The 23,244-nt window shown below is 51.6% G+C and carries 16 protein-coding genes; all 16 read left to right on the plus strand.

Annotated elements, in window-relative coordinates:
* Positions 1-40: 40 nt before the first annotated feature.
* The 16 genes from atpE to D568_RS0105685 all read left to right on the plus strand — a co-directional run bounded on the left by atpE (position 41) and on the right by D568_RS0105685 (position 23,051).
* Complete coding sequence (atpE, locus tag D568_RS0105610) at positions 41-277, plus strand: F0F1 ATP synthase subunit C (RefSeq protein ID WP_020208604.1); 237 nt, start codon at positions 41-43, stop codon at positions 275-277.
* Between the two features lie 50 nt (positions 278-327).
* Entirely contained in the window at positions 328-798 is a 471-nt protein-coding gene (locus D568_RS0105615) for a F0F1 ATP synthase subunit B (RefSeq protein WP_026286877.1), read from the plus strand.
* Positions 799-810: 12 nt separating this feature from the next.
* Positions 811-1,347: a F0F1 ATP synthase subunit delta gene (locus D568_RS0105620; protein WP_020208606.1), complete on the plus strand. Its 537-nt coding sequence runs from the start codon at positions 811-813 to the stop codon at positions 1,345-1,347.
* 16 nt (positions 1,348-1,363) lie between these two features.
* Positions 1,364-2,908 carry a F0F1 ATP synthase subunit alpha gene (gene atpA, locus D568_RS0105625; protein ID WP_020208607.1) on the plus strand — a complete coding sequence of 515 codons (1,545 nt, stop codon included), beginning with the start codon at positions 1,364-1,366 and terminating at the stop codon, positions 2,906-2,908.
* A gap of 51 nt (positions 2,909-2,959) precedes the next feature.
* Positions 2,960-3,823: a F0F1 ATP synthase subunit gamma gene (gene atpG, locus D568_RS0105630; RefSeq protein ID WP_020208608.1), complete on the plus strand. Its 864-nt coding sequence runs from the start codon at positions 2,960-2,962 to the stop codon at positions 3,821-3,823.
* Between the two features lie 70 nt (positions 3,824-3,893).
* Entirely contained in the window at positions 3,894-5,273 is a 1,380-nt protein-coding gene (gene atpD, locus D568_RS0105635) for a F0F1 ATP synthase subunit beta (protein WP_020208609.1), read from the plus strand.
* 49 nt (positions 5,274-5,322) lie between these two features.
* Positions 5,323-5,748, plus strand: coding sequence for a F0F1 ATP synthase subunit epsilon (locus D568_RS0105640; protein ID WP_020208610.1), 426 nt, complete (start codon positions 5,323-5,325; stop codon positions 5,746-5,748).
* Positions 5,749-5,881: 133 nt separating this feature from the next.
* On the plus strand, positions 5,882-7,246 hold the full coding sequence (glmU, locus tag D568_RS0105645) for a bifunctional UDP-N-acetylglucosamine diphosphorylase/glucosamine-1-phosphate N-acetyltransferase GlmU (protein ID WP_020208611.1): 1,365 nt from the start codon (positions 5,882-5,884) through the stop codon (positions 7,244-7,246).
* A gap of 10 nt (positions 7,247-7,256) precedes the next feature.
* A complete protein-coding gene (locus D568_RS0105650) occupies positions 7,257-8,090 on the plus strand; it encodes an undecaprenyl-diphosphate phosphatase (RefSeq protein WP_020208612.1) in 834 nt (277 codons plus the stop codon).
* An 18-nt stretch (positions 8,091-8,108) separates the two neighbouring features.
* Entirely contained in the window at positions 8,109-10,937 is a 2,829-nt protein-coding gene (locus tag D568_RS19395; RefSeq protein WP_020208613.1) for an insulinase family protein, read from the plus strand.
* Positions 10,938-11,030: 93 nt separating this feature from the next.
* Complete coding sequence (locus D568_RS0105660) at positions 11,031-11,798, plus strand: DeoR/GlpR family DNA-binding transcription regulator (protein WP_020208614.1); 768 nt, start codon at positions 11,031-11,033, stop codon at positions 11,796-11,798.
* A 45-nt stretch (positions 11,799-11,843) separates the two neighbouring features.
* A complete protein-coding gene (glmS, locus tag D568_RS0105665) occupies positions 11,844-13,673 on the plus strand; it encodes a glutamine--fructose-6-phosphate transaminase (isomerizing) (protein WP_020208615.1) in 1,830 nt (609 codons plus the stop codon).
* Entirely contained in the window at positions 13,673-14,431 is a 759-nt protein-coding gene (locus tag D568_RS0105670) for a TlyA family RNA methyltransferase (RefSeq protein WP_020208616.1), read from the plus strand. The genes glmS and D568_RS0105670 overlap by 1 nt, the downstream gene beginning before the upstream one ends.
* A gap of 16 nt (positions 14,432-14,447) precedes the next feature.
* Entirely contained in the window at positions 14,448-15,038 is a 591-nt protein-coding gene (locus tag D568_RS0105675) for a DUF4136 domain-containing protein (protein ID WP_020208617.1), read from the plus strand.
* A 110-nt stretch (positions 15,039-15,148) separates the two neighbouring features.
* Positions 15,149-21,331, plus strand: coding sequence for an MBG domain-containing protein (locus D568_RS20995; RefSeq protein ID WP_020208618.1), 6,183 nt, complete (start codon positions 15,149-15,151; stop codon positions 21,329-21,331).
* Positions 21,321-23,051: a ShlB/FhaC/HecB family hemolysin secretion/activation protein gene (locus tag D568_RS0105685; RefSeq protein WP_020208619.1), complete on the plus strand. Its 1,731-nt coding sequence runs from the start codon at positions 21,321-21,323 to the stop codon at positions 23,049-23,051. The genes D568_RS20995 and D568_RS0105685 overlap by 11 nt, the downstream gene beginning before the upstream one ends.
* The last annotated feature ends 193 nt before the right edge of the window (positions 23,052-23,244 follow it).

A 23,244-nucleotide genomic window follows, 5' to 3' on the forward strand; every position in this document is an offset into this window, starting at 1 on the left:
TAACTATTACCTTTATCTTTAAAAATCGAGGAGATTTACCATGGGTTTAGCACTGATCGCTGTAGCGCTGTTGATTGGTTTGGGTGCACTGGGTACCGCTATCGGTTTCGCCATTTTGGGTGGCAAGCTGCTGGAAGGTTCTGCCCGTCAGCCTGAATTAGCTCCTATGCTACAAGGTAAAATGTTCCTGATCGCCGGTCTGCTTGACGCCGTACCGATGATTGGTGTGGGTATCGCTATGTACATTCTGTTCGTTACCGTACCGGGCCTGGCATAAGCTAACGCTTGTATTAACGCACAGAAACTTCCCATAACAGAGGTGTCGGCGTGAACCTTAATTTAACCATCATTGGACAGTCCATAACGTTCGTAATCTTCGTGCTTATCTGCATGAAGTACGTGTGGCCCCACATCACTGCGGCCATGACCGAGCGTCAAAAGAAAATTGCCGATGGTCTGGCCGCAGCAGATCGCGCAAGTAAAGATTTAGAACTGGCTCAGGAAAAAGCAAAGCACGAATTGCGCGATGCGAAAGCCGAAGCTGCCAGCATTCTGGAATCGGCTAACAAGCGCGCAACTCAGATTGTGGAAGAAGCGAAAGAGCAGGCCCGCGAAGAGGGTAACCGCATCAAAGCGGCGGCCCAGGCTGAGGTAGAGCAAGAAGTGAACCGTGCGAAAGAACAGTTGCGTTCACAAGTAGCGACCCTGGCGTTTGCTGGTGCTGAGAAAGTGCTCGAGTCTTCTGTCGACCAGTCCGCACACAAAAACATGATCGACAAACTGGCCGCCAGTTTGTAAGCGAGGTGAATTGTGGCTGAACTGACTACCCTCGCAAGACCCTACGCCAAGGCAGCGTTTGCATTTGCCCGCGACCATGGGGATCTGGCGAGTTGGGCAACACAACTGAAAACCCTGGCGATTGTCAGCGAGTACGGCAAGTTGAAAGAGGTTATCTCTTCACCTGCCATGACTCCCGAACAGCAGGCGAGCACCCTGCTAAGTGTTTGCGGCGAAGAGCTTGACGCTAAAGTGAAAAACTTTGTCGAGCTGTTGGCCGAGAACAAGCGCTTGGCGTTGTTGCCCGAGGTATTCACCCTTTTTGATGCGCTGAAAACCGCCGAAGAGCAAGCTGTCGATGTTGAACTGACGACTGCCTTTGAGTTGGATGATGCCAGCGAGAAAAAACTGGCGGATGCTCTCAGTGCCAAGCTGGCACGCAAGGTTAAAGTCAGCACCGCAGTCGATTCCGACTTGCTCGCTGGCGCGATTATCAAGGCAGGTGATTTAGTCATCGACGGCTCCATGCGCGGTCGGTTAGAGAAACTCGCCAAAGCAATCAATTCGTAGGATTGAGGAACAAAGCATGCAGCAGCTGAATCCATCCGAGATTAGCGAAATTATTAAACAGCGCATCGAAAGCCTCGATGTGTCATCCGAAGCCCGCAACGAGGGCACGGTCGTATCGGTTTCTGACGGTATTGTTCGTATCCACGGCCTGATGGACGTGATGTACGGGGAAATGATTGAGTTTGAAGGTGGCGTTTATGGTATGGCGCTTAACCTTGAACAAGATTCCGTAGGTGCCGTAATTCTGGGTGACTACTTCAGCATTGCTGAAGGTCAAACCTGTAAGTGCACCGGCCGTATTCTGGAAGTACCTGTAGGCCCTGAGCTTGAAGGTCGCGTGGTTGATGCCCTGGGTAACCCGATTGACGGTAAAGGCCCTATCGATGCGAAAGAAACCGACGCCATTGAAAAAGTAGCGCCGGGTGTAATTTGGCGTCAGTCGGTAGACGAGCCGGTACAAATTGGTTTGAAAGCCGTTGACTCTATGGTGCCAATTGGTCGCGGACAGCGTGAGCTGATCATTGGTGACCGTCAAATCGGTAAATCTGCCATTGCTGTCGACGCCATCATTAACCAGAAAGATTCTGGTATTAAATGTGTCTACGTCGCCATTGGCCAGAAAGCGTCTTCTATTGCCAGTGTGGTTCGCAAGCTGGAAGAGCACGGCGCAATGGATCACACCGTTGTGGTTGCCGCGACTGCTTCAGACCCTGCTTCCATGCAGTATCTGGCTGCTTTTGCCGGTTGTACCATTGGTGAGTACTACCGCGACCGCGGTCAAGACGCATTGATCATTTACGATGACTTGACCAAACAAGCCTGGGCGTATCGTCAAATCTCTCTGCTTCTGCGTCGCCCACCGGGCCGTGAAGCTTACCCTGGTGACGTATTCTACTTGCACTCTCGTCTGCTGGAGCGCGCCGCTCGCGTAAACCCAGACTACGTAGAAAAGTTCACCAATGGTGAAGTAAAAGGTAAAACCGGTTCTTTGACCGCGCTGCCGATTATTGAAACCCAGGCTGGTGACGTATCGGCGTTCGTACCGACCAACGTGATCTCGATTACCGACGGTCAGATCTTCCTTGAAGCTGACATGTTCAACTCGGGCATTCGCCCCGCCATGAACGCCGGTATTTCGGTATCTCGTGTGGGTGGCTCGGCGCAGACCAAGATCATCAAAAAGCTGTCCGGTGGTATTCGTACCGCTCTGGCTCAGTACCGCGAGCTGGCTGCTTTCGCTCAGTTTGCCTCTGACTTGGATGAAGCGACTAAATCTCAGCTTGAGCACGGTGAGCGTGTTACCGAGTTGATGAAGCAAAAGCAGTACTCTCCTATGAGCATCGCGCAAATGGGTCTGGTTCTGTACTGCGCTAACGAAGGTTACTTGAAAGATATCGAAGTTAAGAAAATTTTGGACTTCGAAGCTGCGCTGCTGTCTTACGCCGATGCCGAACACGGTGAGTTGATGAAGCAAATCAACGAAACCGGTAATTGGAACGGTGAGTTAGAAGAGCAATTCAAAGCCTTGGTTGAGAAATTCAAGTCCAGCCAAACCTGGTAATGGTGTGGTGCGCTTTGCGCACCACCTAAAGAAATCTCGAGGGCCGGAGTAATGGCAGGCGCAAAAGAAATACGCACACAGATTTCGAGCATTAAGAGCACGCAGAAAATTACCAGCGCGATGAACATGGTCGCGGCCAGTAAAATGCGTAAGGCTCAAGAGCGTATGCAAAGAGGCAAACCTTACGCCTCCCGTATGCGTGAAGTGATCGGGCATCTGGCAAACGCCAACCCTGAGTACAAGCACAGCTTTATGGAGCAGCGTGAAGTTAAGCGCGTAGGCTTTGTAATTGTGTCTACCGACCGGGGTTTGTGTGGCGGCTTGAACATCAATATGTTCAAGGCTGCTCTGAAAAAAATGAAGAGCTATTCGGATCAAAACATAGAGATAGATCTGTGTTTGATTGGTGCTAAAGCTCAGGCGTTTTTTAACAAGTTTGGTGGCAAAGTTTTAGCCAGCACCCGCGACATTGGTGAAGCCCCTTCACTGACCGATTTGATCGGTTCAATCAAAGTGATGCTGGATGCCTATGCCGAGGAAAATATCGACAAGCTGTACTTGGTGGGTAACGAGTTTGTGAACACTATGACACACGATCCTTATGTGTCGCAGTTGTTACCACTTGAGCCTAAACAAGACGACGCCATTCAGCACCATTGGGATTACATCTACGAGCCCGATGCAGAGTCATTGCTGGATGTGTTGTTGAAGCGCTATATCGAAACACAGGTCTATCAGGCCGTGGTCGAAAACGGCGCTTGTGAACAAGCGGCGCGTATGATTGCGATGAAATCCGCAACCGATAACGCCGGTGAGCTTATTGATGGGCTGCAACTTGTTTACAACAAAGCGCGTCAAGCGGCTATTACCCAAGAGCTGTCTGAAATTGTGGGCGGTGCTGCGGCAATTTCTTAATTGCCCTGCCGCGAGTAAAGAATTTAGCTTAAACCTTCAGGCCTGAGCCTGAAATAAAGAGGAACCGGAAATGAGTAGCGGACGTATCGTACAGATTATCGGCGCCGTGATCGACGTGGAATTCCCGCGCGATGCTGTGCCTCAGGTATATGACGCACTGACCATCACCGATAACAACCTGACCTTGGAAGTGCAGCAGCAATTAGGCGACGGTGTGGTACGCACCATTGCCCTGGGCTCGTCTGAAGGTTTGCGTCGCGGCCTGGCGGTAGAAAATACCAAGGACGCGATCAAAGTACCTGTGGGTAAAGAAACCCTGGGTCGTATCATGGATGTGCTGGGTAACCCCATCGATGAAGCGGGCCCCATCGGCGAGCAAGAGCGGATGAAAATTCACCGCGAAGCGCCTGCTTACGAAGAGCTGGCTGCCTCTGAAGAACTGCTGGAAACCGGTATTAAAGTTATCGACCTGGTTTGCCCGTTCGCCAAGGGTGGTAAGGTTGGTCTGTTCGGTGGTGCCGGTGTAGGTAAAACCGTAAACATGATGGAGCTGATCAACAATATCGCCAAAGAGCACAGCGGTTTGTCTGTATTCGCCGGTGTGGGTGAGCGTACTCGTGAAGGTAACGATTTCTACTACGAGATGAAAGAGTCCAACGTACTGGACAAAGTTGCCATGGTGTACGGTCAGATGAACGAGCCACCGGGTAACCGTTTGCGCGTTGCTCTGACTGGCCTGACTATGGCCGAGAAATTCCGTGACGAAGGTAAAGACGTACTGTTGTTCGTCGATAACATCTACCGTTACACCCTGGCGGGTACCGAAGTATCGGCACTGTTGGGTCGTATGCCTTCTGCGGTAGGTTATCAGCCAACTCTGGCCGAAGAGATGGGTGTACTGCAAGAGCGTATTACTTCTACTAAGACTGGCTCTATTACTTCGGTACAGGCCGTATACGTTCCCGCGGATGACTTGACTGACCCGTCTCCTGCGACCACCTTTGCTCACTTGGACTCTACCGTTGTACTGTCTCGTGATATTGCGGCAAAAGGTATTTATCCGGCCATTGACCCACTGGACTCAAGTTCACGCCAGCTGGACCCTCTGGTAATTGGTCAAGAGCACTACGACTGTGCCCGTGGTGTTCAAACCGTATTGCAGCGCTATAAAGAGTTGAAAGACATTATTGCGATTCTGGGTATGGATGAACTGTCTGAGGAAGATAAGCAGACCGTTGCCCGCGCCCGTAAGATTGAGCGCTTCCTGTCTCAGCCTTTCCACGTAGCGGAAGTGTTTACCGGTTCTCCTGGTACTTACGTTTCTCTGAAAGAAACCATTCGTGGTTTCCAGGGCATTTTGGCCGGTGATTACGACCACATGCCCGAGCAGGCTTTCTACATGGTAGGTACCATTGACGAAGCCATCGAGAAAGCTGAGAAAATGAAGTGATTGAGCGCGGCTTAGCCGCGTTCATCCCACAAGCTTAAGAGGCGGGATTATGGCCATGACACTCCACTGCGATATCGTCAGTGCAGAAACCGAAATCTTTTCTGGTCTGGTAGAAATGCTGGTTGCCACTGGTTCTCAGGGTGACTTGGGCGTTAACTACGGCCACGCCCCATTGCTAACCGCACTGGAGCCAGGCCCTGTGCGTATCAAAAAGCAAGGTGGCGAAGAAGAGGTTTACTACGTTTCTGGCGGTTTCCTTGAGGTTCAGCCCAACCATGTCACCATTTTGGCAGACACTGCACTACGTGCAGGTGATATGGACGAAGCGGCGGCCGAAGAAGCCAAGAAAGAAGCGGCGAGCAAACTGCTGAGCCAGGCCGGGAATATCGATTATTCCAAGGCGGCGATCCAGTTGGCAGAAGCCTCTGCGCAGCTGCGTGCACTGCAAGCTGTAAGACGTAAAACGCGCTCGTAACCGTGTCGCGTAATCGTTTAAAAGGGTGGCCTAGGCCACCCTTTTTTATTGCGTAAAAGAAAAGCACAGTCAGCGAATCATTGAGTTGCTATTATGCGCTATCGTGACTGCTAACAAATACCAAGAGCGAGTTATGTTGGAAATAGTGATACTGGCAGCGGGCAAAGGCACCCGCATGCGTTCGAGTAAACCCAAAGTAATGCAAACCATAGCTGGTAAGCCTTTGCTGCGTCATGTTGTGGATACCGCAAGCCCCCTACTTCCGGCAGGTACTAAACCGACTGTCGTTGTTGGTTTTGGCAAAGAGCATGTGATGGCGGGCTTTGACACAGATGAAATAGTGGCGGTAGAGCAAACTGAACAGCTAGGGACAGGCCACGCCGTGGCGCAAGCGCTAGATAAATTACAGGACGATGCTGTCGCACTGATTCTTTACGGTGATGTTCCGCTGATCCGCCAGCAAACATTACAGGCATTGGTAGCTAAAACCGGTGCTAATACACTCGCCGTGCTCACTGTGAACTTGCCCAATCCCAAAGGCTACGGCCGTATGTTACGGAATGACAGTGGAGATATCATCGCCATTGTGGAAGAAAAAGACGCTGATGAGCAGCAGCGAAACATTAACGAAATCAACACTGGCATCATGGCCGTGCCGGTACGATTGCTAAAAAAATGGCTACCGGAGTTGTCCTGCGATAACGCTCAGGGTGAATACTATTTAACAGACATAATCGCTAAAGCCAGTGGTGCAGGCGTGTCGATTAATAGTGCTCAACCTGAGTTTGCCTGGGAGGTAGAAGGTATTAACGATCGCCGTCAACAGGCTGCGTTAGAGCGGGCGTATCAAAGACATCAAGCCGAACAGTTTTTGGCAGATGGTTTGATGTTAGTGGACCCTGCCCGTTTTGATTGTCGTGGCGAATTATCTTTCGAGCAAGATGTAGAAATTGATATCAACGTGCTGATTGAAGGCCAGGTACATCTGGGAGAAGGCGTGCGGATCGGCCCCAACTGTATTATTCGCAACTCTTCTCTTGCGGCTGGAACCTGTGTTGAAGCCAATAGCATTATTGACGGCGCTCAAGTGAGTGAGAATTGTACGGTGGGTCCTTACGCTCGGCTTCGTCCAGGCAGTGTACTGCAAAAAAGCGCGAAGATAGGAAACTTCGTCGAGGTGAAAAAGTCAGTAATTGGCATGGGTAGCAAAGTGAACCACTTAAGCTACATCGGTGACTGTACTATGGGCAGCGGCGTTAATGTGGGAGCCGGTACCATCACCTGCAATTACGACGGTGTGAATAAATTCCAAACCGAGATTGGTGATAATTCATTTATCGGTTCAAACTCTGCATTGGTTGCTCCGGTGACACTTGCCTCAGGTACAACGGTTGGTGCAGGCAGCACTATAACCCGAACGACCGCCAGCGACGATCTGGCAATTGCGCGGGCCAAGCAGCGTAATATTACTGGCTGGCAGCGCCCGACGAAAAAGTAGGCGATACATTTTGCAATGGCTTGAAGTACTGATACTGGCGTTAATTCAAGGGTTGACCGAATTTTTGCCGGTTTCCAGCAGCGCACATTTGTTACTGGTACCGATATTTACCGAGTGGCCGGATCAGGGGTTAGCGTTTGATATCGCTGTACACTTTGGCAGTTTACTTGCCGTCATAGCTTACTTTCGTAAAGATATAGCGGGCTTAACCCTCGCCTGGTGTGCAAGTACTTTTCAAGGTAAAAAGAGCGGCGAGGCGCGTCTGGCCTGGGCGGTACTATGGGCTACTGTACCGGTAGGTTTAGCGGGGCTGTTGGCAAAAAGTTATATTGAGCACCAGATGCGCTCCGGTGTGTATATGGGGTATAGCCTGATTATTTTTGGCTTGCTCTTGGGGTGGGCGGATTGGCGCTATTCCAAACGGCTGAAACAATGTTCAGAGAGTGAAAGGTCGCTGTGCGGCAGTGAATACGATTTGAGTGTAAAGCAAATTATTGGTATTGCTTTGGCTCAAGTTCTGGCGCTTATTCCCGGAACCTCACGCTCCGGCATTACGATTACCGCGGGCTTGTTACTGGGATTAACAAGAGAAGCCAGCGCCCGTTTTTCGTTTTTGCTCAGTATCCCCGTCATTGCCCTAGCCGCTTTACTGCAAAGTGTAGAGCTCATCGGAGAGCCACAAGGTATTGCCGTCGATAAACTATTGGTTGCCACCATGTTGTCGGCCATCAGTGCCTATGCGTGTATTCACTGGTTTTTACTGTTGATCAAAAAGTTGGGCATGCAGCCTTTCGTGATTTACCGACTATTACTCGGTGCGTATTTAATCTATTTATTCAGCTAACGAAAAAAGGACGCTCGTATGTCTGTTTTTAATAATCTCCAGAGTGCAGCGATTTATAAGACAGTGCTACTGTCTTTTATTTCAATTATAGCCGCATGCACTCCTACTGATGTGCAGCCCCCTAACAACAACGCACCGCTATCTGGCGACAATGTTATTCGTAAAAGCCCGAACGATACGCGTGAATATCGGGTTTTGTCGTTGCCCAATGCCTTGCAAGTCGTGTTGGTCTCTGACTCAACCATTGAAGTGTCAGGCGCGTCGCTAAGTGTTGGCGTAGGCAGCTATCAAAACCCGGAAGAGATACCCGGCCTCGCCCACTACCTGGAACATATGCTCTTTCTAGGTACCGAAAAGTACCCCGAGCCCAACAGTTTTCAAACATTTGTGCAGCAGAACGCCGGCTTTAGTAATGCGTACACAGCCAGCACTCACACCAACTATTTTTTCCAAATCGGCGAAGGCGCTTTTGATGAAGCGCTGGATCGTTACAGTGACTACTTTAAGGCGCCGACCTTTGATCGGCAATACAGTGATAAAGAGCGCCACGCTGTCAACAGTGAATGGTCTATGGGGCGTGAGCAGGACGGGCGAATTATTAACCGCTTGCGCGGTATTACGGCAGACCCTAAGCACCCAGCGTACCGCATGAGTGTTGGAAACCTGGAGACGCTGGTGGATCAGCCGGATATGCCGCTGTACGAAACCATGCTGAATTTCTACCAGCGCTACTATTCCGCGAACAACATGAAATTGGTGTTATTTGGTAAGCAGCCTCTGGACGAGCTGCAAGCACTTGCGGAAAAACATTTTTCGACTATTGAAAACAATAACATTGAAGCCCCCCAAGTTAAGCAGAAGGGATTGACGAAAAGTGTGTTAGGTCAGCATATTTTTTATCAACCGCAAAAACCCACTCGTCAGCTGGTGATAGAGTTTTCTCTTAACGATAATACCGATCAATGGCCGTTTAAACCTAACCGCTACCTCGCAAATTTAATCAGTTCTGAGGAGCCTGGTACGGCAGCGGAAATTTTGCGCAAGAAAGGTTGGGTTGATGATTTTACCGCGAGTATTAGCCCCGATTATTACGGCTCCGACGGTATGTTTATGGTCAATGTCGGGCTTACCGAGTCGGGGTTGTCTCATCAGGATGACATTATTGCCACAGTCTTTGCGTACCTAAATGAAATCAGTCGCAATGGTGTCGATGAAAGTTACTTTCGCGAATACAAAGCGATGGTAGAAAAACAGTTTGCGGATTTGCAGATGCCAAACCCGCTGAACCAAGCCATTGGTTTTTCGAGCTCGATGTTTGAGACACCTGTCGAGCATCTGATTGATTTGCATTATGTTTACGAAAAGTTTGATCCCGAGGCCATTAATCAGGTTTTACAACAGTTAAGGCCTCAGAATGCTCGTATCTGGCATATTCATCCACAGGCAGAGGTTGATACGGATATTCCTTTTTATGCCGGGCAATACAAAACGAAAAAATTCACTAAAGAAGAACTCGATAAATGGCAGAAAAAGGCATCTGCTATGAAGTTGGAGCTTCCTGAAGAAAATGATCTTTTCAGCTCAGTGAACGCCACCGTCGTCGAACCCACAATCGAAAAACCTGTGCTCGTTACCGAGGACAAGGGTATTGAGGCGTGGCTTGCTCACAGTATGCACCATCAGTCCGAGCACGGTTACTTGCAGGTTATGTTCAATACCGATCTGCCTCAATTGAGCGCGGAAAATCGTGTCATGAGTGATTTGATTAATCGAATATTCTCACTGCAAACCACCGCTTTGCGCGATAAAGCGGGCCGCGCCGGTATTGGCATCGGTATAGAACGGCCTCGAGACAATCACGCCCTGACGTTGTCTGGGTACAGTGAAAAACACCCGTTATTGTATGAACGTTTACTCAAGCGCTGGGTGGAAATGGAGGTTGAGCCACAAGATTTTACCATCGCGATGGAAGGTTATCGTGATTGGCTGGATGGACGGGCTAAAGCAGACCCTAATCGCCAGCTATTTACTGAGCTGGATCGACTTATGTCCACGCCCAGTTGGACAGATGCCGAGCTGCGCGAGGCCAGTGAAGCGATCACTCTGGATAAAATAAACCAGTACCAAAAAGAACTGTTAAGTAAAAACCGCATTCGACTCTTTGCTTTTGGTAATTATAACGAGGCAATGGTTAATGAGTTTGTTGCTATTACCGAATCGCAACTACCTGATGCATGGCAAAAACGCGATCGATACCTCGGCCGTTATCACACGCCCGAAGTTGGGCAAGAGCAAAACCTCTCAAGCACCACACTGCACTCGGATAATGCGTTGCTGCGGGCCTACTACTCACCGGTGGATGAGTTGAATACAGGGGCGCAACTGCTTCTGTTAAATTCCGTATTTCATCAGGCTTTTTACAATAAACTGCGTACCGAAGATCAAGTGGGGTATATCGTAGGTTCCAGCATTGACCGCATTGGAGACTATTGGGGGTTTATTCTCTACGCGCAAACCACCAACACGGAGCTTGCAGATTTAACACAGCGTTTCACCGAGTTTGTAAACGCCTACCCCGAGCAGTTGGCCGCTATCGAGCCATCGGTGTTTGAGACACTGCGCGACAGTGTGATTGCGCAGATCAATCAACCCCCGGGCAACTTCTTTGACGATTACCCGCGTTTTCTCAACGATTTCTATCGTGGGAACAATCAGTTTGATAGTCGCGAAAAGCTCACCGCGGCGATTGCGGCAACGGATAAATCTCAGGTGCAAGCTTTGTATCAGTCGCTTATTTTGAGTGCTGAAGCTGAGACAGTCACAATCTCTCTCAGTGGAAAAGAGTAACCCGTAGGGGCCACAGGCCCCTTCTTCCAGCTTGGTTGTTTTCTTTCGTTTTGCTACAATTTGTTTCGCTTCGAAACTTAAAGTCGTTCCTATATGGCGAAACGAAATACACAGTGGCGCCGACGCCAAATTCTCGATCGTTTGGACGAGTCGGGCGAAGTGGTTGTTGAGGCCCTGGCACAAGAGTTTCAAACCTCTGAAGTCACTATTCGCAAAGATCTAACCGCCCTGGAAAGCAACGGCCTGTTACTGCGCCGCCATGGCGGTGCCGTTCCCCTACCCCAAGATTTACTGCGCGATAGCGCGGTTTTATCGCCGGTTAAGCAGCAAATTGCGCGTTTGGCCGCACAACAAATTCGCGACCACCACCGAATTATTATTGATAGTGGTAACACCACGGCCGCATTGTTACCGGAGCTTGGAAGCTTGCATGGTTTGGTGGTGATGACCAACTCATTAGGTATCGCTCAAACCCTGCTTGAGCTGGAAAACGAACCCACTTTACTCATGCCTGGAGGAACCTGGGATGCCCGCTCTGAAGCGTTTCAGGGGCAATTGGCCGAACAGATGCTGCGCTCGTATGATTTTGATCAGCTGTTTATCGGTGCCGATGGTCTTGATGTTGAGCGAGGTACGACGACATTTAATGAGCTTTACGGGTTAAGCCGGGTAATGGCCGAAGTAGCACGTGAAGTTATTGTTATGGCGGAATCAGAAAAGCTCGGTCGGAAAATGCATAACCTTGAGCTTCCCTGGTCGACGGTGGATCGGTTAATTACCGATGAAGGTATAAGCCCCGAGCAACAACACAGAATTGAACAATACGGTGTACAGGTTCTCTGTGCGCCAAAACTGATTTAACAGGAAAGCGATCATTCTCGGCTTTCCAAAACTAAGGACAATATTATGTGTGGAATAGTGGGCGCCATTGCCCAGCGCGATGTGGCACAAATTTTAATTGAAGGTTTAAAACGTTTGGAATACCGCGGTTACGATTCGGCGGGCCTAACGGTGGTGAAAGAGCCGGGCCAATTACAGCGCGTGCGCCGTTTAGGTAAGGTGCAGGCGTTGTCTGACGCAATGCTAGAGCCCCTGGCGGGCGGCTTAGGTATCGCCCACACCCGTTGGGCGACTCACGGTGAGCCTTCAGAGAAAAATGCGCATCCACACATCAGTCGCGAGCGAATTGCCGTGGTGCACAACGGCATTATCGAAAATCACGCCGAGCTTAAAAAGAGCTTGCAAGCGGATGGCTATGAGTTTGAATCGCAAACGGATACCGAAGTCATCGCTCACTTAGTGCATCGTGAGCTACAGCAAAAAGATACGTTAATGTCGGCTGTGCGAGTGGCGGTAAAGCAGTTGCGCGGTGCCTATGGCACAGTGGTGATCGACTGCGATAACCCAGACAAAATGGTGGTGGCGCGCTCAGGCAGCCCATTGGTCATAGGTTTAGGCATTGGTGAGAATTTTGTTGCCTCTGACTCGCTGGCGCTGTTGCCGGTGACTCGTCAGTTTATCTATTTAGAAGAAGGTGACATAGCCGAAATCAGTCGGACCAGTCTGTACATTGAAGACAGCAGTGGTCATCAGGCTGACCGCCCTGCGCAAGAGTCTACAGCCAGTTACGATGCTGGCAATAAGGGTGAGTATCGCCACTTTATGCTTAAAGAAATCCACGATCAGCCACAGGCAGTGCGCAATGCGCTGGAGTCTCGCCTGGCAGAAGATCACGTATTGGATCAGGCGTTTGGTACTCAAGCGGCGGATGTGTTTTCCAAGGTAAAACACGTGCAAATCGTTGCCTGTGGCACCAGCTACCACTCGGCCATGGTGGCACGTTACTGGTTTGAGTCACTCGCGGGCATCTCCTGCTCGGTGGAAATTGCCTCAGAGTATCGCTATCGCAAACCGGTGGTATTGCCGGGCAGTTTGTTGGTAACCATTTCCCAGTCGGGTGAAACCGCCGATACGCTGGCGGCACTGCGCATGGCAAGGCACATGGGTTATTTATCCACCCTGGCCATTTGTAATGTAGGGGCGTCGTCGTTGGTTCGCGAGTCAGAACTTGCGTTTATGACCCGCGCGGGCGTCGAAATTGGTGTTGCCTCTACCAAAGCATTTACCACCCAGCTGGTAGGTTTGGGGATTTTGGTGTTGGCGCTTGGGCAGCACAATGATATGAATCCGCTGTTATTGGCCGAAATGGTCGGTGCGTTAAAAACCCTGCCGGAACAGTTGGAGCAAACTCTTCACCTGGCCCCAGAAATCGAAAAGCTAGCTGAAGAGTTCGCCGATAAACATCACACGCTCTTTTTAGGCCGTGGCGACCAATACCCAATCGCTATGGAAGGCGCGTTAAAGTTAAAAGAAATTTCTTACATTCACGCCGAAGCCTACGCCGCCGGTGAATTAAAACACGGCCCTCTGGCGTTGATTGATGAAGATATGCCGATTGTTGTGGTCGCCCCCAACAACGAACTGCTGGAAAAACTCAAGTCCAACGTTGAAGAGGTGCGTGCCCGTGGCGGCATACTGTATGTGTTTGCCGATAAAGATGCGCACTTTGAGTCTGATGAGACGATGCGCGTGATTAACCTGCCCCACACGCATCCCTGGATGGCACCCATTGTTTACGCTATACCATTACAATTGTTGTCTTATTACGTTGCCATTATTAAAGGCACGGATGTAGACCAGCCGCGCAACCTGGCTAAATCGGTAACGGTGGAATAGTGAACCGTCTGGATGCCGAATTGGTCGCCCGCGGCTTAGTGGATAGCCGAGCCCACGCGCAGCGGGTGATTAAAGCTGCGAGGGTCGAGCAGTGCCAGGCTGGGTTGTGGCAAGTCATAACAAAACCCAGTCTTAAGGTTGCTGCCGATTGCGAGCTGCGAGTCATCGCCAGTGATGAAGATCGGTATGTATCTCGAGGTGGGCTAAAGCTTGCCGGTGCTTTGGCTCAGAGCCGAGTTTCGGTAGAAGGCATGACTGCACTGGATGTTGGCCAATCAACTGGCGGTTTCAGCGATTGCTTATTGCAAGCTGGAGTTTCGAAAGTAATTGGGGTTGATGTTGGCCATGATCAATTGGCAAAAAAAATCCGCGAAGATAATCGGGTAATTTTTTACGAGGGCGTCAATGCACGTGCCCTACCCATAAGCCTTCGTGAAGATCACGCTCCGAGCGGATTTGATCTTGCGGTTATGGATGTGTCATTTATATCGCAAACGCTTATTCTTCCCTCTCTGGTACCCTTGTTAAAAACCGGGGGGACGCTTTTAAGTTTGGTTAAGCCCCAGTTTGAGGTAGGCCGTGAGGGTATTGGCAAGGGTGGTATTGTTCGCAATCAGCGTTACTATAACGATGTTGAAAATAAAATACGTGAGTGTTGCCACGAACTAGAGTTAACGTTAATGGATTATTTCGACAGCCCGATAACCGGTGGCGATGGAAACCGGGAATTTTTTATGTGGGCGGAAAAACAAAATTAAAACTTAAGGAAGGAATATGGATATTGGCAGATCACTGTCTGGGCGTTTTTCCCTTTTAGGCGTGGGATTTTTAGCGCTGAGCATTTTAATACTGGGGGCTTGCACCTCTCAGACGCAAACGCCGCTCGATTCACCCTATACCAGCTCTTTTATTTCGGTGAGTGAACCCGGCTTTAAGCCCAGGAAAGGTGACAGTTTTGCTTGGCTGGGCAAGGCAGAAATTATCGCTGATGCTGACCATAATATAAAACCTGAAACCCTGAAGCACTTGCGCAACCGGTTTGAACAGAATATGCGTGCCCAGGGGTACCAAATCACACCCTCAAAAAACAGCGCCAACTATTTGATCAGCGCCGCGATCATTCTCGGGAATCCCATTACTGAGCGAGAGCTGGTGGAAAAGTTTGATATCGCCCCTTCTTTGTCGGGTAGCGGTGAATATGATGCGGGTACATTGGTTCTGCGCTTATTATCACCTGGTAGTTTACGCACACAATGGCGGGGTGCCATCGAGATATTTACCGACCCGAATCAAAATATCGGTGAAAGGCAGCGCCGCGTAGACAGTGCGGTGGATACGTTTACCCGGCATTTGCACCCCAAATAGGGGTTACCTTCCCTTTTTTAGTCGTTACAATTGATTCCTGTGATGTGAGTCACACCTTAATTTTAAGCGTATCTAGGTGTCCGATAGACGGCCCTAATAAGAGGATAACCATGAACCGCCTTCAAAAGCCGTTACTGAGCGCTGACTCAGCCAACCCAAGTCAAGTCATTAAGCCCTCAAACTCGCGCGCAACGCTTCGTCCGTTAGCGCTCGCAATGGCAGTGGCTGCCATAAGTCAGGGGGTTGTGGCGGGTCCCGATGGCGGCGTGGTTACCGACGGTAGCGCGAATATTATTCACAGTGGCAATATCACCGACATCTCTCAACACAGCCAGAACATTACCGTGGTGTGGGATAACTTCGATATCGATGTGAATGAGGTGGTTAACTTCCTGCAGCCCAACAGCCAGTCTCTGGCGTTGAACCGAGTGTTAAGCGCGGACGGTACGCAAATTAATGGTCAGTTAAACGCGAACGGCCGGGTGTTTGTGTTGGATGCCAATGGTGTTCTGTTTGGGCAAGACGCCCAGGTAAACGTGGGCAGCTTAGTGGCCTCTACGCTGGATCTTAGCCACAGCGACTATGACACCAACACCTTTACCTTCGCCGGTGGCGACACCCCCGCCGCAGTCACTAACCTCGGAACGATAACAGCAGCCGACACCGGCGCGGTGGCGCTGCTGGGTGGTCGGGTCAGTAACTATGGCGTGATTCAAGCCAAGCTTGGCAACGTCGCCCTGGCGGCGGGTCAGCAAGTGACACTGGATTTTGCCGGCGATGGCTTATTGAACGTTCAGGTGGACGAAGCGGCGCTGGGCGCTCTGGCGGAAAACCACGGCCTGATAAAAGCTGACGGCGGTCAGGTATTGATGACCGCTCATGCCAGCGATGCCCTACTGCAAACCGTGGTCAACAACACTGGCGTAATTGAAGCGCAAACCCTGCAAGAAAAAGACGGCAAAATCATGCTGCTGGGCGGTATGACGCCAGAGACCGGTGGCATCGTGCGCGTCTCGGGCACTCTGGATGCCAGCGCACCCACCGAGGGTGATGGCGGCTTTATTGACACCTCCGGCGCTATTGTCAAAGTTGGCGCCGATGCCCAGATAAACACCGCCAGCGCCAATGGCGCGGCTGGCACCTGGCTGCTTGATCCTACGGACCTAGAGATCAGCTACGATGCTATGGGCGCCGATGACGATGTCAGCCACACTCACACCCAGGCGCTGCAAAACGCCCTGGAATCCGGCAACGTGATTCTGGAAACTGCCGACGCTGGCGGTGGCGCCGGTGATATCACAGTGGTTGACCCTATTGTCTGGGCGAGTAGCAACACTTTGACTCTGGACGCCGACGGCGGTATCGCCTTTAACGATTATCTGCATGCCCCCAGTGGCGGGCTCAGCCTCAACGCAGTGGGCGACATCTCAACCGGCGCCGAAGGTCATATCAATGTAGGTACCTTTACTCTTGATTCAGGTAACTTCGAGCAAATTGCCGCCACCCTGCCCACCTTTATGGCTGATGACTTTGTCATTAACGGCGGCACCTTTACCCGTGCCACCGGCGGTAGTGTGGGCGGCGCGACGCTGCAAATTACCGATATATATGGGTTACAGGGCCTGGATACCACACCGACTGCCGATGCCGTTTTGACGAACGATATTGATGCTTCCGGCACCGCCGGCTGGAATGGCGGTGCGGGTTTTAACCCAATTGGCGACGATATCGTCCAATATTCAGGCACTTTTGATGGCCAAGGCCATACGATAGATGGCCTGACGATCAACCGGCCGGGTGAAAACTACGTTGGGCTTTTCGGCTATCTTGGCGCCGCGTCGACTGTCTCAAACCTTGGGTTGGAGAGCGTAAATATCACCGGTCAAGCTAGGGTTGCTGGCTTAACCGGGCAAAACAACGGTACGGTTGAACACAGTTTTATTACAGGTTCTGTGTCCGGTGTCGGTTCAGTCGGTGGTGTGGTTGGTTTAAACCTTGGAACTGTAACCCATGTGTACTCGACCGCATCGGTCTCAGGCGATACCTATGTCGGCGGGTTGGTGGGTGAAAACCTGTTGACCATAACCGATAGCTACGCCTCAGGCGCTGTATCGGGTACAACCGATACTGGCGGGCTTGTAGGCCTTAATTATAACTTGGGGGATGTATCGGACAGTTACTGGGATGGTTTTACCTCTACCCAGGGAAGCACTGGTGTTGGTAGTAACACTGCGACGTTTACCGCAACAGAAGTGAATGGCGACTGGAGTGGTGCAGAAGATGCCTACAGTGAAGCCACCTACGCAAATTTGGATTTTACCACCGATTGGTTTATCGCCGAGGGCAGCTCTCGCCCTATGCTGCGCGCCTTTTTGGATGGCGGCAATATCTCCAATCTTTACCAACTGCAAGGTATGGCTGCTGACTTAGCAGGTACTTATACCCTTCTCAACGATATCGACGCCTCGGACACGGCCTCTACCGATAATGCTGATGTATGGGGTGGGCGGGGTTTTGCGCCTGTGGGTACTTTAGGTGGTGAATTTAGCGGTAATCTCGATGGTCAGGGTTTTGTGATCGACGGCCTCACCATCGCCCGGCCCGACCAAAGTTATGTGGGCTTGTTTGGCAGGATTGAGAGCGCCGCCTCTACTATCCAAAACTTAGGTTTGACCAATGTTAATGTTGAAGGTCAAGGCTTTGTAGGTGGTATAGCGGGATCTGCTGTGGGCAATAGCGGCAGCCTTATTCTTAGCAATGTTTTTGCCGAAGGCTCGGTTACCGGCTCTGCAAATCGAATAGGCGGGCTTGTTGGCTACTTAGCTGGAGTTAATGGCGGTAGCGGCTCCATTCAGCAAAGCTACGCTGCAGTCGATGTTACTAGCTTTCGCTTTTTCGTGGGAGGTTTGGTAGGTCAATCTCTCGGTTCGATTCAAACGAGCTACGCTACGGGTTCGGTAGATGGTGCGGGAAGTGTCGGCGGTTTAGTTGGATGGATGGATATTGGCAGCATTACCGATAGCTATGCTACGGGCGCTGTCAACGCCCTTACTGATTATGCAGGCGGATTGGTTGGTACATTGTTTAGTGGCTCAATCAGCCGTAGTTGGGCCAGTGGGGAAGTTACTGCCATTCCTGGGTCAACTGGGGGGTTAGTTGGTCTAAATGACGCTCTTGAATCACTAACGGGTAACTATTGGGATAGTGAAACCACAGGCCAAAATGATGCTTCCTCTACAGGCGATTATGGCGCAATAGCGGTAAATGGCGATTGGGCCGCCGCTCCGGATGCCTACAACGAAGCTTCCTACACCGGCTTTGATTTTACCAACGACTGGTTTATCGCCGAGGGCTCATCCCGTCCTATGCTGCGGGCCTTCCTTTCTGGCGGCGGCGAAATCCATAACCTTTACGACTTGCAGGGTATGGCTGCCGATATGGGGGCCAGTTACTCCCTGATGTCCGACATCGACGCCTCGGCTACGGCCGTCAGTGTGGCAGCCGGTAATAGCGGTGATTATTCCGATGTATGGGGCGGCCGTGGTTTTGCACCTATCGCCAATAACTCTGTGAATTTTCAGGGTTCTGTTAATGGGCAGAACCTTGTTGTGAATGATCTGACCATCAACCGGCCTGATCAGTTTTTGGTTGGGTTGATCGGTCTGATGGACACTACCGGTCAAATACAGAATGTGGGTTTGGTCAACGCCGATATTACTGGCGGTGATGTCGTAGGCGGTTTAGTTGGTTGGAGTTTTGCCGGCAGTAGCATCAGTAACAGTTTTGTGACTGGGACAATTAATGGCGATAACCGTGTTGGCGGGGTCATTGGCGACAGCAATTCAGATATCAGCAATAGCTACTCCGTTGCCAATGTAACCGCGGCCACCGGCAGCGCCGGTGGGTTGGCAGGTTTGTACTTCTCGGGCACGCTAAGTAACAGCTATGCCATAGGTAGTGTGACCGGGGGCACTGATGTTGGTGGTTTAGTCGGTACCAACAGTGCAAACATCACCACTAGCTTCTGGAACAGCGCAAACGCCAGTGGGTTTGGCTCAAATACAGGTACCGTCGACGCTGAGAGTGCAGGTTTGACGTTAACCGAGTTTACAGAGCCTACATCATTCGCCGCTTGGGGGGCAGACATTGACGCCGAGGGCGGCACAGGTTCAGTGTGGCGTATCTACGAAGGTCACAGCGCTCCGCTGTTGCGCTCCTTCTTAACCGAAATCGATGTCATTGCTTACGACGATTACAAAGTCTACGACGGCAATCCCTACGATGGTCTTCACGATATCAACGCCACTACCGGTGCCGGTGTTCGTTACGGCAATAGCTACGCCGAGTTTGTTTCTGTGTTTGGTGAGAACGGCACACCTTACAGCTCGGATGATATCAACAGCGCCGATCTGGAATACACAGGTGATTCCCAGGGTGCGGTGGATGCCGGCACTTACAGCATTACTCCAACTGAGCTTTGGTCCAACCAAAGCGGTTACGACATAGTTGTCACCGACGGTGTGCTCACTATCGATCAGGCGGTGGTGAGCGTTACGGTAACCATTGATGATGCCAGTAAAGAGTACGGCGATGCCGACCCTAATTTTAGTTGGCGAGTTACTTCGGGCTCATTGGGTGAGGGGGATACTCTGACCGGCTCTTTGTACCGTGACCCAGGTGAAAATGTCGGCACCTACGATATCCACGGCAACATCACCGGTGACCTTGCTTCATCTAATTACATCGTGACCCTTAACGAAGGCGTGTTTACCATTACACCACGCGCTATCACCATCAGTATTGATGATTTAAGCAAAGTCTACGGCGAGTTGGACCCAGAGCTCACCTACTCTGTTAATGGTTCGGCGGTAAGCGGAGATACGCTGGCGGTGTCGCTCACGCGCGAGGCCGGTGAAAACGTTGGCGATTACGCCATTACCGGTGAGGTGAGTGGCGATGCCGCAGGCGATAATTACAGCGTCACCTTTAGCGATGGTTTGTTCACCATTACGCCGCGCGCCGTTACCATCAGCATCAGCGAATTGGAAAAAATTTACGGCGATGATGACCCGGAACTGACCTGGGCTGTGACTGAAGGCAGCCTCGCCCCCGGTGAAACTCTGCAGGGTACCCTTAGCCGCGCTGAGGGTGAAAACGTAGGTGGTTATGCCATTAACGGCGAACTGAGTGGTGCTGTAGCCAGTGACAACTACGCGGTTACGTTAAACGACGGCATGCTCACGATTAACCCGCGGCCCATTATCATCAGCGCCGATGACCTGGCGAAAATTTACGGCCAGCAGGACCCGGAGCTCACCTACACACAAACTGGCAATCTCGCGTTCGATGACACCATGACCGTGGCGCTGCAACGGGCTGAGGGCTCCGATGTGGGTGTTTACACCATTACCCCAACGGTGAGCGGCGATGTTCAATCCGACAACTACGCCCTGAGCGTGACGAATGGTGCGCTGCAGATTACCCCGGCCCAACTAACGGTCACAGCTGAAGATGTAGAAACCTATTGGGATTTATTACCGGATGAGTTTCCAACCTTAATCGACGGCTTAACCAATGGCGATACCGAACAAGACGTGTTTGGCAATAGCTTGACCGTGGAAACGGATTTAACCCTGCCGATCCCCGGTGACTACACCCTGACGCCCATCGCCACTCTGGCGAGTAATAACTACACCGTCAGCTTTGTGGATGGCGTTTTGACGTTACTGAGCTCAAACCCGGGTACGGGCTATGGCGATGGTTTGACCAGCACCCAGCTGCCTGCTCGTGAATCCTTAGGCCGTGAAGATCGTGCCAACATCTATGAAGGTCGCGCCTTGCTCGATGGTGCGCAGGATGAGATTTCTCTTGGCGTCATGAGCGGCGGCACTCGCATGAACGAACAAGAGTTGATGGATATCGGCTTACCCATGCCGCGCGCGGTTTTGTTCGCGATCAACAGCGCTGAGATCGAACCCATGTATGCCGACATGCTACAGGCGTTCGTGAACAAGTTAGCGAATTATCCCGACTTAACCCTACTGATTGAGGGGCATACCTCCAAAACTGGCCCTTTGTTGCTTAACCAGAAGTTGGCACGCCAGCGTGCTATGGCGGTGTATAACTATTTGATTGAGCTGGGTATCGATCCCGGTCGATTGGGCACTAAAGGGTTTGATTGGCGGCACCCGATTGGAGACAACAGCACCCTTGAGGGACGGGCATTGAACCGCCGCGCCGAAATAACCCCCGATCAGCCGCGCAACGACGGGGAGCAAAACAATGATCAGTAACACAATTACCGATAGCACATTGACCAGTAAAACAACACAAGGCATTTCCATGACGGTAAAACGGATCAGCTCAGTTTCAATGCTTACCTTGGCAGGGACGCTGGCCAGTGCGCAGGTATTGGCCCAAGTGGTGCCTAATGCCGGTACCTTTATCCGCGAGTTAGAAACCGAACCCGCGCCCGAGGTGCAAAGCAGCACCCTGGAGGTAGAGCTTCCCGAACAAACGCCCGCCTCGGCCAGCGACGAGGGTGGCCCTAGCGTGTCGGTAGAGCGCTTTGTCATCACCGGTAATCGCGCCATTGAGAGTGCCGAGCTGCTGGCGTTGGTGGAGGGGCAGCAGGGGCAATCGCTCACCCTCGGCCAGCTGCGTGAGCAGGCCGCAAAAATCACTACCTATTACCGCGAGCGCGGGTATTTTCTCGCCCGCGCTTATTTACCGCAGCAGGACGTCAGTAACGGAACCGTTACCATTGATGTGTTGGAAGGTCGCCTGGGTAAAGTCGATTTAAGCAACAGCTCACACACCGCAGATTTTGTGGTCAAGCGCCCCTTCCGCTCACTGGAGGCGGACACCATGCTGACCGCCGACACTCTGGAAACCCCACTGCTGCGCTTGTCAGACCTGCCCGGCCTTGCTGTTAACACGACCCTGGTGCCCGGTGAAGAAGTGGGCACCAGCGACTTAAAAGTGGATGTGGCACAGGGGCCGTGGGTGAACGGCACCGTCGAGCTGGATAACTACGGCAACGAATCCATCGGCGAGTACCGTTTGGGCGGTAGCTTGCAGGTCAACAGCCCCCTCGGGCTTGGGGATCGCTTCGACCTTCGCGCCCTGGGCAGCGATGAAGAGCAGGTGTTCTTCCGCGCGCAGTACCAAATGCCGGTAGGCCCCTGGGCCACCAACATTGGTGCCGCCTACTCAGATATGGACTACGAGCTGGGTGGCAACTTTGAAGAGCTGGACGCCACCGGGAACGCGCAGATCACCACCGTGTTTGCCGATCAATCCTTAATCCGCACGCGCGAACTGAACCTCAACGTACAGCTTCAGTACGACAGCAAAGAGCTGCAGGATGAAATCGACGCCTTTGGTTCGGACAGCCAAAAAGAATCTGAGCTTTACACCCTGACGCTGAACGGCGACTGGCGCGATCAGTTCCTGGGCGGCGGTGTGACTCAGTGGGCGCTGGCTTATACCTGGGGTGAGTTAACCCTTAACTCCTACCTCGACCAAGTCATCGACTCGGTCACCGCGCAAACCGCCGGTGATTTTGAGCGCTGGATGCCCTCGATTATGCGTTTGCAAAACCTCGGTGGTAATTGGAGTTTGCACGGGCAAATCCACGGTCAGTTTGCGGATAAAAACCTCGACTCCTCAGAGAAAATCAGCCTGGGGGGAGCCTACGGCGTGCGCGCCTACGCTCAGGGTGAAGCCACAGGGGATGAGGGCTACATTGCCAACCTGGAGTTGCGCTACAGCCTCAATAGCCAGTGGCAGGTGTTTGGTTTAGCGGATTACGGCCGGGTAATGATCAACAAAACCCCCTGGGAGGGTATTACCGACGACGACCGCGAGCTGTCCGGTGCGGGCCTGGGTGCGCGCTTTAACAGCAGGCATTGGCACCTGAGCGCCACCGCTGCCGCGCCTTTGGACAACAAAGACACGGTGGGCGATGACGATGATGTGCGTCTGTTTGCCCGAGTCGCCTGGAAGTTTTGATGGGTTCAACCCATAAATAAATGAACCCTTGGCGGGGTTCATTTATTTTTTATGTAAGTAATAACGATAAAAGTAAAGAAAGCGCCACAGTGGCCGAAACCCATCATGAAAGGGATGGCCGTCGCACGCCAAACGACGGTTTATATATAATTTTCCGTGTTTCAAATTCTGATATAGCAAATTACTTGTAAAC

Source organism: Gilvimarinus chinensis DSM 19667 (assembly GCF_000377745.1).
Lineage (GTDB): Bacteria > Pseudomonadota > Gammaproteobacteria > Pseudomonadales > Cellvibrionaceae > Gilvimarinus > Gilvimarinus chinensis.

What these genes read in the sequence shown, in the direction of transcription:
- glmS (WP_020208615.1), top strand. Translation starts at nt 11,844, where the DNA reads ATGTGTGGAATAGTGGGCGCCATTGCCCAGCGCGATGTGGCACAAATT.
- D568_RS0105675 (WP_020208617.1), top strand. Translation starts at nt 14,448, where the DNA reads ATGGATATTGGCAGATCACTGTCTGGGCGTTTTTCCCTTTTAGGCGTG.
- atpG (WP_020208608.1), top strand. Translation starts at nt 2,960, where the DNA reads ATGGCAGGCGCAAAAGAAATACGCACACAGATTTCGAGCATTAAGAGC.
- D568_RS19395 (WP_020208613.1), top strand. Translation starts at nt 8,109, where the DNA reads ATGTCTGTTTTTAATAATCTCCAGAGTGCAGCGATTTATAAGACAGTG.
- atpD (WP_020208609.1), top strand. Translation starts at nt 3,894, where the DNA reads ATGAGTAGCGGACGTATCGTACAGATTATCGGCGCCGTGATCGACGTG.
- D568_RS20995 (WP_020208618.1), top strand. Translation starts at nt 15,149, where the DNA reads ATGAACCGCCTTCAAAAGCCGTTACTGAGCGCTGACTCAGCCAACCCA.
- glmU (WP_020208611.1), top strand. Translation starts at nt 5,882, where the DNA reads ATGTTGGAAATAGTGATACTGGCAGCGGGCAAAGGCACCCGCATGCGT.
- atpA (WP_020208607.1), top strand. Translation starts at nt 1,364, where the DNA reads ATGCAGCAGCTGAATCCATCCGAGATTAGCGAAATTATTAAACAGCGC.
- atpE (WP_020208604.1), top strand. Translation starts at nt 41, where the DNA reads ATGGGTTTAGCACTGATCGCTGTAGCGCTGTTGATTGGTTTGGGTGCA.
- D568_RS0105660 (WP_020208614.1), top strand. Translation starts at nt 11,031, where the DNA reads ATGGCGAAACGAAATACACAGTGGCGCCGACGCCAAATTCTCGATCGT.
- D568_RS0105685 (WP_020208619.1), top strand. Translation starts at nt 21,321, where the DNA reads ATGATCAGTAACACAATTACCGATAGCACATTGACCAGTAAAACAACA.
- D568_RS0105640 (WP_020208610.1), top strand. Translation starts at nt 5,323, where the DNA reads ATGGCCATGACACTCCACTGCGATATCGTCAGTGCAGAAACCGAAATC.